Raw genomic sequence first — 12,151 nt, 5'->3', positions numbered from 1 at the left:
GATCTTCCTCATGTCGGCGGACATCGCCGTCGGGGGAACGACCGAGGAGGACGCGATGCGGAAGACCAACCGGAGGAACCGGATTCGGAGCGCACTGGCGGTGCCGGCCGCGCTGATCCCGATGCTGGGAGTGCTGCCGGCCGTCGCGGGCGCGGACCCCGGCACACCGGCGCCCCCGCCGGTCACGACCGAGCAGCCCGCCACCACCTCGGCGCCCACGCCGACTACCCCGCCGGCGACAACGCAGCCCACGACCCAGGCCCCGCGACCGAGCACACCGACGACGAGCGCACCGACGACGACGATCACACTGCCTACCTCGCCGCTGCCGACCACCACGACGCCGCGACCGCCCGGGCGGCTCACCGTCGCCGCGGTTCGGATCATCGACGCGAAGACGCAGGGCGTCGGCGTCCCCGGCGCAACGGTCTACGTGCAGGGTTGCAGCGGCGGTCCCGCTGCGTCCCTGTCCGACGGCGGCTCCACGACAGTGACGGGTCCGTGCGTGCACGCCAAGATCGACAGGGTCCCGACCAACTGGCGGATCGTCGGCAACCGAGCCACGACCCGCACCAGCGACACCGGACGGGTCGAGTTCCTCTTCAGCCTCGAACGCGGCGGGATCGTCCCACCGACGTCGACCACCCCGCCGCCGAACAAGCAGGTGCGGTTCGCCCTCTCCGCCCGCGACCAGGACGGCCGGGGTGTCGCCTCCGAGTACGCGGTCGCCGAATGCGACACCTGGCGACCCCTGGGCGGCGCGCGCACCGACAGTGCGGGCGACGGGGGCGGCGCCTTCCCCCGCGACTGCGTCAGCGTGGTGCCCACCGCGTGGCCCTCCTCGTGCGTCCTCCTGGGACCGAACGCGTACTCCCGTGTCGAGGGCAACGGCGTCAACCGGCTCGCCTTCCGGTTCCGCTGCGGCGTCACCGTCCCGCCCGGCGAGGTCGAGACCGACGGCATCCTGGTCAAGACCGACCGCATCACCGGCGCCCCACTCGCCGGCGCGTCCTTCGTGATCTCCCGCTGCGGGTCCGACGAGGCCGTCCGCGCCGTGACCACGGGCGAGAACGGCATCGCCGCCTTCGCGCTGCCGTCGGGCTGCTACCGGGCGATCGAGACCGCCGCCCCGGCCGGATACGTCCGCGACGCCGCGGCCGTCGCCTTCGACGTACGCCTGACCCCGCGATTCGAGGTCCGCGTGACGAACTCGAAGATCGGAGCGGGCCCCGTGGTCCGCAACCCGAGCGTCCGCGTCCCGATCGCGTCGGTCCCGTCCGGACGGACCGCGTGATGCGCGGCGCGCGGTACCTCGTCGTCACGGCTGCGGCGGTGCTCGCCCTCACGGGCTGCGGGGGCACCGTCGAGGGGACGGCGGCGGCACCGTCGTCGGACCCGAGCGCCCAGAGCGACCTGCGTCCCCCGGTCAACGCGACCGCGGCCGAGCCGACCGCGCCGGTCACCGTCACCGTCGACGGCGCCGCGGCCCCGATCGACGCCGTCGCGACCGACGCACAGGGAGCGTTGTACCCGCCGACGGACGTGCGCCGCGTCGGCTGGTGGGTCGACTCCGCGCTGCCCGGGTCAGGGGCCGGATCGGTCGTCGTCACCGGGCACGTCGACGACGCCCGGCAGGGCACCGGCTACGCCGAGCGCTTCTCCGGCCTCGCTCGGGGCGCCGAGGTCACGCTCACGGGCAAGGACGGCACGGCCGTCCGGTACCGGGTCACCCGGACCACCTCCGTGCGCAAGGGCGTGCTCCCGACGGACGACCTGAACCGGCTCGACGGGCCGGAGACGCTGATCCTCGTCACGTGCGGCGGGAGATTCATCGGCCCACCGATGGGATACGAGAACAACGATCTCGTCTACGCCGAGCGCGCCTGAACGGTACGGCACTAGGGTCGGAAGCATGCGTATCGACCTGAGCGGGCGCACCGCCCTCGTGACCGGATCCACCCAGGGCATCGGCCTCGCCATCGCCACCGGCCTCGCACGGGCGGGGGCGCGGGTGGGTATCAACGGGCGTTCCGAGGAACGAGTCGCGGGCGCGATCACCGCACTCCGCGAGCAGGCCCCGGACGCCGACCTGGTCCCGGTGGTGGCGGACGTCACCGTCGAGGTCGAGGCCGAGCACGCGGTCTCGGAACTCGGCCCCGTCGACGTCCTCGTCAACAACCTGGGCGTGTTCGGCGCGGAGGACCCGCTCGAGATCTCCGACGAGGAGTGGCGCCGCTACTTCGACGTGAACGTCCTTGCGGCGGTGCGACTCACACGCCTACTACTGCCGGGCATGATCGACCGGAGCTGGGGCCGGGTGCTCAACATCGCCAGCGACTCGGCCATCGTCGTCCCCGCCGAGATGATCCACTACGGCGTCTCCAAGACCGCCCTCCTCGGCGCCTCCCGCGGCTTCGCCAAGGCTGCGGCCGGGACCGGGGTGACCGTGAACTCGGTGATCGCCGGGCCCACGCACACCGGCGGCGTCGAGGACTTCGTCTACCAGCTCGTCGACAAGGACCTGCCGTGGGACGAGGCGCAGCGCGAGTTCATGCGCCTGCACCGGCCGCAGTCGCTGATCCAGCGGCTCATCGAACCCGAGGAGATCGCCAACATGGTGGTGTACCTCAGCTCGCCGCTCGCCTCCGCCACCACCGGCGGTGCCGTGCGGGTGGACGGCGGCTACGTGGACTCGATCCTGCCCTGATGATCGGCGCGACTCAGGCCAGCTCGATGAGCTCCTGGTACTCGGCGTTCCAGTGGTCCTCGGTGCCGTCGGGCAGCAGGATCACGCGCTCCGGGTTCAGGGCCTCGGCGGCGCCCGGGTCGTGCGTCACCAGGACGACGGCGCCCTCGTAGGAGCGCAGCGCCTCGAGCACCTGCTCGCGGCTGACCGGGTCCAGGTTGTTGGTGGGCTCGTCGAGCAGCAGCACGTTCGCGGCCGACGAGACGAGCCCGGCCAGCGCGAGACGCGTCTTCTCACCGCCGGACAACGTGCCGGCGGGCTGCTCGAGCTGCGGGCCGGTGAACATGAACGCGCCGAGGAGGCCGCGCAGGTCCTGCTCCCCCGCGTCGGGCGAGGCGTGCCGGATGTTGTCCCACACCGAGGCCTCGTCGTCGAGGGTGTCGTGCTCCTGCGCGAAGTAGCCGATCTTCAGACCGCGCCCGGGCTCGAGGCCGCCGGTGTCCGGGGTCTCGACGCCGGCGAGCAGCTTGAGCAGCGTCGTCTTGCCCGCGCCGTTGAGGCCGAGCACCACGACGCGCGAGCCCTTGTCGATCGCGAAGTCCACGCCGGTGAAGATCTCCAGCGAGCCGTAGGTCTTGGTGAGATTCTTGACCATGAGCGGCGTCTTGCTGCACGCCGCCGGGGCGGGGAACTTGATCCGCGCCGTCTTGTCCTCGACGCGCACGTCGTCGAGCTCGCTCATCATCCGCTCAGCACGGCGCAGCATGTTCTGCGCCGCAACGGCCTTCGTGGCCTTGGCGCCCATCTTCGCGGCCTGCACGCGCAGGGCGCCGGCCTTCTTCTCCGCGTTGGCGCGCTCACGACGGCGGCGCTGCTCGTCGGTGGCGCGGGCGTCGATGTACTTCTTCCAACCCATGTTGTAGACGTCGGCTTCACCGCGCACGGCGTCGAGGAACCACACACGGTTGACCACGTCGTTGAGCAGTTCCACGTCGTGGCTGATCACGATGAGCCCACCGTCGTGGTTCTGCAGGAAGGTGCGCAGCCATCCGATGGAGTCGGCGTCGAGGTGGTTGGTGGGCTCGTCGAGCAGCAGCGTGGTGTCGGACTTGCCGCCCGAGCCGTCGGAGGCTGCGAACAGGATGCGCGCCAGCTCGACGCGACGGCGCTGACCACCGGACAGCGTGCGCAGCGGCTGCTCCAGCACGCGCTCGGGCAGCGCCAGGCTGTTGCAGATCCGCGCCGCCTCGGACTCGGCCGCGTAGCCGCCGAGCGAGGAGAAGCGCTCCTCGAGGTTGCCGTACTTGCGCACCGCGGTGTCGAGTTCGTCGCCGACCAGCTCGGCCATGCGCACCTGCTGCTTGGCCATCTGGGCGACGATCTGGTCGAGGCCGCGCGCGGAGAGCACGCGGTCCTTGGCGAGAACGTCGAGGTCGCCCTCGCGGGGATCCTGCGGCAGGTAGCCGACGTCGCCGCTGGAGATGATGCGCCCCGCATAGGGCTCGCCCTCGCCTGCGAGGATGCGCATGGTGGTCGTCTTGCCGGCGCCGTTGCGGCCGACGAGGCCGATCCGGTCGCCCGCCTGCACGCGCAACTGGTCGCCCGGCGCGGTCAGCAACGTGCGGACGCCGGCGCGCACTTCAAGGTCGGTCGCGGTGATCACAACGGTCCAGCCTACCGCCCCAGCCCCGCGGTTCTCATCTCTGTTTCCCGAGGGTGATAGCAGTCACCGTCGGAATGCAACCGGGGCGACACCTAGACGGGCCGATCAGCCTCCGACCGGCTCCTGCTCTCCGACTGCCGAAGGGGACCCGAGAATCCGAATCGCCATCGATCGATCGGCACTGCGCTTCGCCTCGTACAGGAACGCGAGACCTCTGACGGACGGACGACCCGCTCGCGGCGGTCTACATCACGTCGGAACATGAGGTGTCCGGCGACAGTCGACGCACGATCACTGCCTCACGCGGCGATCGCTTCGCCTCGTAGAGCACTTCATCTGCTTTGAGAGCCAGCAAGTCCATTCGGTCCGGATCCGTCCACGGCGCGAGCACAACGCCCAGACTAGCCTCGATTCGCTCCCCACCGGAGTGGCCCCGCGCGACCAGTAGATCCCGCAATTCGTCGATCGTCCTCGCCGCATCGTCAAGTCTGTCGCGGAACGCGACGACGACGAACTCGTCGCCACCGTAGCGGCCAACGATCAGGCGAGGCACAGAGTGCAACGCAGCCGCTACCTTCCTGAGCAACTGATCTCCGGCGAGATGTCCGTACGTGTCGTAGTAGCGCTTGAAACCGTCCAGGTCGAGGGCCCCCACCAGAACAAGCCCATCGCGATTGGCGCGTCTAGCCACCCTCCGGATTGCCAAGCTCATTCCACGACGACTGTAAACGCTGGTAAGACTGTCGACATTCCACTCCTGCGTCAACTTGGCTGCGCCGTGGCGTCCAGTCTCGATGACTACCTGGATCACCACAGGAAGTCCCACCACAGTCGTGATCGCGGGCGTGGTGTAGACGTACAGGCCCAGCAGCGTTTGCCCCTCCACGATAATCGCGTACATGGTGAGACCGGCGATCAACAACATCGAGTAGACGCAATGCACGAGAAGGATCCGCCACCCGAGCAGAAAGCCCGCGAACAGCCCAAGCATCGCCAGATGAATTGTGCCGCAGATCCGCGCGGTCGGATCGGAGAGAATCCCGACAGCGATTCCCAAGAGTACGTCGGAGATCACCAGGAACCACGTCGCTTCCCGCGCCGTCGGCCATCGTCCGACCAGCCAACGAATCCCGAGCAGAAAGCCGAGGACTGCAACGGTGACGTGCACGACCCGGGCCACGACGCCGTGCGGTCCCATCGGATTGAACTGCATCACTAGCGCGAGAGGAAGCATCATCATCGCCAGCAGGGCGACCGCCAGTCGCAGCGCGCGCTCGCCGTGCAGGTAGCGGATCGAGGTCCGCATGTATGCGTACTCCTGCTGCCCGGCCACGCGCCACTGCGCGCCGTCGAGCAGGGCCCGACGGGCGCTACGAACGACGCGCCCCCAGGTCGGCCGCCGCCGTCCGCGCCTGGGGGCGACGGGGGGCTCAGACGCCGCGGACACCGGCGGCGAGCTCAGAGGTCAGGGATCGCACCGCAGCGAGTGACTCACCAGCCGCACTGACCAGGGCGGAGCCGACGATCACCGCGTCCGCGTACCCGGCGATCTCCGCGGCCTGCGCGCGCGAACGCACGCCCAGACCCACGCCGACGGGGATGTCGGAGACCGCGCGGATCCGCGCGACCAGCTCCGGCGCGACGTTGTCCACGGTGTCCCGGGCCCCGGTGACACCCATCGTCGACGCCGCGTACAGGAAGCCCGACGAGGCCTTCGTGGTCAGATCGAGACGCTCCGGCGTCGACGACGGCGCCGCCAGGAAGATCTTGTCCAACCCGTGCCGGTCGGCGGCCTCGATCCATTCGCCCGCTTCCTCGGGGATCAGGTTCGGCGTGATCAGACCCCGGCCGCCCGCGGCGGCGAGGTCACGCGCGAAGGCCTCGACGCCGTACTTGAGCACGGGGTTCCAGTACGTCATCACCACCGGCGCACCCCCCGCGGCGGCGACGGCCTCGGCGTAGGTGAAGACGTCGTGCACCCGGATGCCGCCGCGCAGTGCGTCATCGGCCGCGCGCTGGATGACGGGGCCGTCCATCACCGGATCGCTGTAGGCCACACCGAGCTCGACGATGTCCGCGCCCGATTCCACCATCGCGACGACGGTGTCGATGCCGCCCTGCTTGGACGGGTACCCGCAGGGCAGGTAGGTCACGAGAGCGGCGCGGTTCTCCGACCGGCACTGCTCGAAGACCGGTGCCAGTGCGCTCACTTGTTCTCCCCCTCGAACTCCGCGTTCCGCAGTTCCGTGTTCAGGTCCTCGCCGATCACCTTCTGGTCGACGACATCGCCGTGCTCGTCGAGCAGGCCGAACCACTTGCCCGCGGTGTCGACGTCCTTGTCCCCGCGTCCGGAGAGGTTCACCACGATCACGGCGTCCGGGCCCAACTCACGCCCGAGGTCGAGCGCGGCCGCCACGGCGTGCGCCGACTCGATCGCGGGGATGATGCCCTCGGTGCGGCAGAGCAGGGCGAACGCGTCCATCGCCTGTGTGTCGGTGATCGGGACGTACTCGGCCCGGCCGGAGACCTTGAGCTGCGCGTGCTCGGGCCCCACACCGGGGTAGTCGAGACCCGCGGAGATCGAGTGCGACTCGATGGTCTGGCCGTCCTCGTCCTGCAGCAGGTACGAGTAGGCACCCTGGAACGCACCGGGGCTGCCGCCGGTGAACGTCGCGGCGTGCCGGCCGGTCTCGACGCCGTCGCCGGCGGCCTCGGCCCCGACGAGACGCACGCCCTCGTCGGAGAGGAACGGGTGGAAGATGCCGATCGCGTTGGAACCGCCGCCGACACAGGCGACGACACCGTCGGGGAGGCGGCCTTCGGCCTCCAGGATCTGCTGCCGCGCCTCGAGCCCGACGATGCGCTGCAGGTCGCGCACCATCAGCGGGAACGGATGCGGCCCGGCCGCGGTGCCGAAGCAGTAGTAGGTGGTGTCGGCGTTGCTGACCCAGTCGCGCAGGGCCTCGTTGATCGCGTCCTTGAGGGAGGCCGACCCGGACGCCACGGCGATCACCTCGGCCCCGAGCAGCCGCATCCGCGCGACGTTGAGCGCCTGCCGGTCGGTGTCGACCTTGCCCATGTAGATCACGCACTCGATGCCGAGGAGCGCGCAGGCGGTCGCGGTCGCGACGCCGTGCTGTCCCGCACCGGTCTCGGCGATCACGCGCGGCTTGCCCATTCGCTTGGCGAGCAGGACCTGGCCGAGGACGTTGTTGATCTTGTGGCTGCCGGTGTGGTTGAGGTCCTCGCGCTTGAGGTAGACCCTGGCGCCACCGGCGTGCTCGCCCAGCCGCACGCACGGGTACAGCGGCGACGGACGGCCCGTGTACTGGCGCTGCAGCCGATCCAGCTCGTCGAGGAACTCCCGGTCCGAGCGGATCTTCTCGAACTCGGCGGTGACCTCTTCGATCACGGCCATGAGTGCCTCCGGCACATGCCTCCCGCCCCAGGCTCCCCAGTGACCGGTCCCATCCGGCTCGAAAGCCGATCGTTCGGACAGTCCGCTGCTGGCTACTGGAAGGCTCACAGCATCGATTATCCCCATGCCGTCAAAGTGGAATCACGGCGACGCCAAACATTCCGCGAATCCGACTCCGCGACGAGTGTTTCCGGGCATGACCTCCACCCTCGGAGACGTCCTCGACGATCCCGTCCGCGCTTCGCTGCACGGCGCGCACGCCCGGTTCCGCCTCGGTGACGGGGCGGTCGTGCGGTACCGGCCCGACGTGGCGCGATTCGTCGGCCATCCGAAGCAGCCCAGCGCCGCCGAGTTCGCGGCACTGGCGCGGCTCGCGGTGCCGGGGACACCGTTGTCACTGCGGGACGTCCGGGTGCCGCTTCCCGTGGGGTGGCGGGTCGTCGAGGAGATCGAGCTGGTCCAGTACGACGGTGCCGCCCTCGCCACGACCCCGGACGACGAGGCCGAAGTCCTGGGACCGCGCAACGCCGACGAGATCCTCGATCTGATCGCGCGCACCCGTCCCGGCCCCTTCGAACGACGGACCGTCGAACTGGGGCTCTACCTGGGACTCCGCGACCGTTCCGGCCGGTTGATCGCCCTCGCCGGCGAGCGCCTCCGCCCGCCGGGGTGGACCGAGATCAGCGCGGTCTGCACCGATCCCGATCATCGCGGGCACGGCTTGGCCGGCCGGCTGGTCCGCGCGGTCGGACACCACATCCGGGCCCGGGGCGACCTGCCGTTCCTGCACACCGCCGCAGCGAACACCCCCGCCCGCGCGCTCTACGAGAACCTCGGATTCGAGCTGCGCGCCACGATCCCGCTTCGTCTCGTTCGCCCACCCGCCCCCGATCCCACCGGAGCGTCATGACACTCGCCCTCACCCGGTCCCCGTCGACCGATGCCGACCCGGAGCTCGCCGCGTTGGCCACCCTGCCCGTGCGCCACCGAGTGCAGTGGGGCCGCTGGCTCGCCGTCGCGGTGGCGGTGGTGCTCCTGGCCCAACTGACCGTCTCCGCCGTCACCAACCCCCGTTTCGATTGGCCCACCTTCGGCGCCTACCTGGTCAGTCCGACGATCCTCGAAGCGCTGTGGTTCACGATCCAGCTCACCGCGATCGGCGCGGTGCTCGGATTCCTCCTGGGCGGCCTGCTCGCTCTCGCCCGGCTGTCCGGCAACCGGGTCCTGGCAGGATTCAGCTTCGGCTTCGTCTGGGTGTTCCGCTCCGTCCCGCTCATCGTGCAGATCCTGTTCTGGGGCTACCTCGGCGCCCTCTACCCCACGATCGGGCTCGGCATCCCGTTCGGTCCCACCTTCGTCGACGCGCCGACCAAGGATCTGCTCTCCCCCTACACCGCCGCCGTCATCGGCATCGTGCTGCACCAGGCGGCCTACGGATCGGAGATCGTCCGGGCCGGGATCCTCGGCGTCGCCGACGGTCAGCACGACGCCGCCCGCGCGCTCGGTATCCCACCGGGAGCGCACCTGCTGCGGATCACACTGCCGCAGGCGTTGCGCACCATCGTCCCGCCCGCGGCGAACGAGGTGATCGGGCTGCTCAAGGGCACCACCGCGGTGTTCATCCTGGCTCTGCCGGACCTGTTCTACCAGGTCCAGGTCATCTACGGCCGCAACGGCCGGATCATCCCGCTCCTGCTGGTGGCCGTCGCCTGGTACGCGGTCCTCACCACCGTCCTGTCGATCGGCCAGCACTACCTCGAGAAGCGTCTGGCGCGCGGCTACGGGGCGTCCATCCGCACCACGAAGGAGAACGCCGCATGAGCGTCACCGATCCGCGTCCGCGCCTGGAGGCGGTGGGCCTGACGAAGCGGTACGGCCACGACGAGGTGGTACGCGGGGTCGACCTGACCATCGCGCCCGGCGAGGTGGTCTCCATCATCGGGCCCTCCGGCTCGGGGAAGTCGACGCTGCTCCGGCTCCTCAATCACCTCGAGGAGCCGAACGCGGGCATCGTCCGGGTCGATGGCGAGCTGATCGGCGTCCGCCGTCACGGCGGGCACCTCGTCGCGCTCCGCGAGCGCGCGCTCCGGCGGCAGCGAGCCCGGATCGGCTTCGTGTTCCAGCAGTTCAACCTGTTCCCGCACCTGACCGCTGCGCAGAACGTGGCACGTCCGCAGCGGCTCACCCTCGGACGCAGCCGCGCGGAGGCGGACCGTCGCGCGCACGACCTGCTCGAGCGGGTCGGTCTCGGCGCGCACGCCGGCCACTACCCCGGTCAGTTGTCCGGCGGACAACAGCAACGCGTCGCGATCGCCCGCACCCTGGCGCTCGACCCCGACCTGATCCTCTTCGACGAACCCACCTCGGCGCTCGATCCCGAGCTGGTCGGCGAGGTGAACGCAGTGATCGCCGAGCTGGCGGCCGAGGGCCGCACTCTCGTGGTGGTGACCCACGAACTCGCGTTCGCGCGCCGCATCTCCGATCGCATCGTCTTCCTGGACCGGGGCCGGATAGTCGCGGTCGGGTCCCCGTCCGCCGTGCTCGACCGACCCGCCACCGACCGCACCCGCACCTTCCTCGCCCACTGGACCGCCAAGGAGACCGCATGACCACGCGCACGACCGCCCGACGACGCCTCCCCGCCCTGCTGGCGGCGATCGCCCTCACCGGCGCGACTCTGGCGGGATGCGGCGACCGGGCCACCGAGGCGACCACTGCGACCGTGACCGGCGCTGCGGGCCAGCAGCTCAACCTCACCAGCAAGCAGGACCGCATCGTCCCAGGGAAGAACGAGGCCGCGGCGGCGCTGCTCCCCCAGGCCGTCCGAGACCGCGGCACGCTGCGGGTGGCGCACGGCTCGGGAGCGGGCAACGCGCCGTTCTACTTCCCCGCCACCGACGACGAGCGCGTCTTCATCGGCGACGAGTCGGACATCGCGCAGCTCATCGCCGGAACACTGGGCCTGCGGCTCGAGGAGTCCAACACCTCGTGGGAGGGCCTGTTCCTCGGCATCGACAGCGGCCAGTTCGATCTGGGCGTCTCCAACATCACCGTCACCGAGGCGCGCAAGCAGAAGTACGACTTCGCGACGTATCGCAAGGACGACCTGGCCGTCGAGGTGCAGGAGTCCTCCTCGCTCACCTTCAACGGGCCCGACTCCTTCTCCGGGAAGACGGTGGCCGTGGGCTCCGGCACCAACCAGGAGCGGATCCTGCAACGCTACGACGCCGACCTGCGGGCGGCGGGGAAGCCGGGCATCACGGTCAAGAACTACCAGGACAACACCGGCGTCTACGCCGCGCTCGCGTCGGGACAGATCGATGCGTACTTCGGTCCCAATCCGATCTCGGCGTTCCACGTCGCGCAGACCAAGGGCACGCCGAACGCGACCAAGATCGTCGGGCGGGTCTCCGGTGCCGGGTCGACCCTGCAGGGCCTGATCGGGGCGACTACACGCAAGGACAGCGGCATCATCCGTGCGGTGCAGGCCGCGCTGGAGTCGACGATCCGCAGTGGCGACTACGCGAAGGTGCTGGCCCGCTGGGGGCTGGAGGCCGAGGCGGTGCCCGCCTCGGAGATCAACCCGCCGGGACTGCCGATCACCGACAAGTGACGGACCGCGGCGGCAGGCGCACGGCTACGACGCGGGCGTACTCGCGCGGGCGACGAACTTGAAGCGGTCGCCGCGGTAGACGCTGCGCGTCCACTCGAGCGCGATCCCGTCGGCGTCGCGGCCCAGACGGTGCACCATCAGCAGCGGATGCCCCGCCGTGACCCCGAGCAACTCGGCCTCGCCCGGCGCCGCGAGCGCGGTCTCGACGGTGTCCTCGACCGCGGTGATCGCTCGCTCGTACTGCTCGCGCAGCACTTGATAGAGCGACGCCTGCTCCTCCAGGCGCGCGGCGAGGCCGCGCAGCGGGCCGCGCAGGTGCGCCACTTCGATCGCCAGCGGCTCGTCGTCGACGATGCGCAGGCGGGTCACGCGATACACGCGCGCCCCCCGGGCCAGCTCCAACGCGGCCTGCGCCTCCGCGTCCGCGGTGACGTGCTCGCAGGACAGGAGGCGGGACTGGACGGCCTTGCCGTCGACGCCGAAGTCCTCGCTCAGCGACGTCAGCTGGCGGACCCGCACGACCTTGGGCGGCGCGACGTAGGTGCCGCTGCCGTGCTCGCGGCGCAGCACCCCTTCGGCGGAGAGCTCCGCGAGGGCCTTGCGCAGGGTGGTCCGCGAGACGCCGAGCTCCTCGGCGAGGCGACGCTCGGCCGGCAACGTGTCCCCGTGTCCGAGGTCGCCGATCCGGCGCTGCAGTTCGAGCTTCGCGCGGAAGTAACGCGGCGGCTCCGTCTGCGACGGCGAGGGAAGGCTCATGTGCCCCACGTTACC

At 70.5% G+C, this 12,151-nt stretch carries 12 protein-coding genes; 7 read left to right on the top strand and 5 right to left on the bottom strand.

Features of this window, described 5'->3' with window-relative positions; translation table 11 throughout:
• Positions 1-55: 55 nt before the first annotated feature.
• The 3 genes from BLQ62_RS23330 to BLQ62_RS11460 are packed head-to-tail and all read left to right on the top strand — an operon-like array spanning position 56 to position 2,707.
• Complete coding sequence (locus BLQ62_RS23330) at positions 56-1,294, top strand: prealbumin-like fold domain-containing protein (RefSeq protein WP_139184188.1); 1,239 nt, start codon at positions 56-58, stop codon at positions 1,292-1,294.
• Complete coding sequence (locus tag BLQ62_RS11465) at positions 1,294-1,887, top strand: class F sortase (protein WP_068534694.1); 594 nt, start codon at positions 1,294-1,296, stop codon at positions 1,885-1,887. Before BLQ62_RS23330 ends, BLQ62_RS11465 begins: the two co-directional genes overlap by 1 nt.
• 25 nt (positions 1,888-1,912) lie before the next feature.
• Positions 1,913-2,707 (top strand): SDR family NAD(P)-dependent oxidoreductase, encoded by a 795-nt coding sequence (locus BLQ62_RS11460; RefSeq protein ID WP_068565373.1) that lies wholly within the window; start codon positions 1,913-1,915, stop codon positions 2,705-2,707.
• 13 nt (positions 2,708-2,720) lie between these two features.
• On the opposite strand, the gene BLQ62_RS11455 is transcribed toward BLQ62_RS11460, so the two are convergent.
• The 4 genes from BLQ62_RS11455 to trpB all read right to left on the bottom strand — a co-directional run bounded on the left by BLQ62_RS11455 (position 2,721) and on the right by trpB (position 7,893).
• Positions 2,721-4,349 carry an ABC-F family ATP-binding cassette domain-containing protein gene (locus BLQ62_RS11455; protein WP_068565375.1) on the bottom strand — a complete coding sequence of 543 codons (1,629 nt, stop codon included), beginning with the start codon at positions 4,347-4,349 and terminating at the stop codon, positions 2,721-2,723.
• Positions 4,350-4,593: 244 nt separating this feature from the next.
• A complete protein-coding gene (locus tag BLQ62_RS11450) occupies positions 4,594-5,682 on the bottom strand; it encodes a GGDEF domain-containing protein (protein WP_068565377.1) in 1,089 nt (362 codons plus the stop codon).
• Positions 5,683-5,779: 97 nt separating this feature from the next.
• Complete coding sequence (gene trpA / locus BLQ62_RS11445) at positions 5,780-6,559, bottom strand: tryptophan synthase subunit alpha (protein ID WP_068565379.1); 780 nt, start codon at positions 6,557-6,559, stop codon at positions 5,780-5,782.
• On the bottom strand, positions 6,556-7,893 hold the full coding sequence (gene trpB, locus BLQ62_RS11440) for a tryptophan synthase subunit beta (RefSeq protein WP_068534707.1): 1,338 nt from the start codon (positions 7,891-7,893) through the stop codon (positions 6,556-6,558). The genes trpA and trpB overlap by 4 nt, the downstream gene beginning before the upstream one ends.
• 70 nt (positions 7,894-7,963) lie before the next feature.
• Between trpB and BLQ62_RS11435 the strand changes: the two genes are divergently transcribed.
• The 4 genes from BLQ62_RS11435 to BLQ62_RS11420 are packed head-to-tail and all read left to right on the top strand — an operon-like array spanning position 7,964 to position 11,380.
• Complete coding sequence (locus BLQ62_RS11435) at positions 7,964-8,677, top strand: GNAT family N-acetyltransferase (protein ID WP_068565381.1); 714 nt, start codon at positions 7,964-7,966, stop codon at positions 8,675-8,677.
• On the top strand, positions 8,674-9,588 hold the full coding sequence (locus BLQ62_RS11430; protein WP_068534711.1) for an amino acid ABC transporter permease: 915 nt from the start codon (positions 8,674-8,676) through the stop codon (positions 9,586-9,588). The genes BLQ62_RS11435 and BLQ62_RS11430 overlap by 4 nt, the downstream gene beginning before the upstream one ends.
• Entirely contained in the window at positions 9,585-10,376 is a 792-nt protein-coding gene (locus BLQ62_RS11425) for an amino acid ABC transporter ATP-binding protein (protein ID WP_068534714.1), read from the top strand. The genes BLQ62_RS11430 and BLQ62_RS11425 overlap by 4 nt, the downstream gene beginning before the upstream one ends.
• Positions 10,373-11,380, top strand: a complete 1,008-nt coding sequence (locus BLQ62_RS11420; protein WP_068565383.1) for an ABC transporter substrate-binding protein — start codon at positions 10,373-10,375, stop codon at positions 11,378-11,380. Before BLQ62_RS11425 ends, BLQ62_RS11420 begins: the two co-directional genes overlap by 4 nt.
• A 24-nt stretch (positions 11,381-11,404) precedes the next feature.
• On the opposite strand, the gene BLQ62_RS11415 is transcribed toward BLQ62_RS11420, so the two are convergent.
• Positions 11,405-12,136, bottom strand: coding sequence for a GntR family transcriptional regulator (locus BLQ62_RS11415; protein WP_068565385.1), 732 nt, complete (start codon positions 12,134-12,136; stop codon positions 11,405-11,407).
• Between the last annotated feature and the right edge of the window lie 15 nt (positions 12,137-12,151).

Source organism: Tsukamurella pulmonis, from assembly GCF_900103175.1.
GTDB classification, from domain to species: Bacteria; Actinomycetota; Actinomycetes; order Mycobacteriales; family Mycobacteriaceae; genus Tsukamurella; species Tsukamurella pulmonis.
This window is presented reverse-complemented; position numbering and strand designations above follow the sequence as displayed.

Bases quoted from the DNA above. Each gene is read 5' to 3' on its own strand.
- BLQ62_RS23330 (WP_139184188.1), top strand. From the start codon at position 56: ATGCGGAAGACCAACCGGAGGAACCGGATTCGGAGCGCACTGGCGGTG.
- BLQ62_RS11465 (WP_068534694.1), top strand. From the start codon at position 1,294: ATGCGCGGCGCGCGGTACCTCGTCGTCACGGCTGCGGCGGTGCTCGCC.
- BLQ62_RS11460 (WP_068565373.1), top strand. From the start codon at position 1,913: ATGCGTATCGACCTGAGCGGGCGCACCGCCCTCGTGACCGGATCCACC.
- trpB (WP_068534707.1), bottom strand. From the start codon at position 7,893: ATGGGGATAATCGATGCTGTGAGCCTTCCAGTAGCCAGCAGCGGACTG.
- BLQ62_RS11435 (WP_068565381.1), top strand. From the start codon at position 7,964: ATGACCTCCACCCTCGGAGACGTCCTCGACGATCCCGTCCGCGCTTCG.
- BLQ62_RS11430 (WP_068534711.1), top strand. From the start codon at position 8,674: ATGACACTCGCCCTCACCCGGTCCCCGTCGACCGATGCCGACCCGGAG.
- BLQ62_RS11425 (WP_068534714.1), top strand. From the start codon at position 9,585: ATGAGCGTCACCGATCCGCGTCCGCGCCTGGAGGCGGTGGGCCTGACG.
- BLQ62_RS11420 (WP_068565383.1), top strand. From the start codon at position 10,373: ATGACCACGCGCACGACCGCCCGACGACGCCTCCCCGCCCTGCTGGCG.
- BLQ62_RS11415 (WP_068565385.1), bottom strand. From the start codon at position 12,136: ATGAGCCTTCCCTCGCCGTCGCAGACGGAGCCGCCGCGTTACTTCCGC.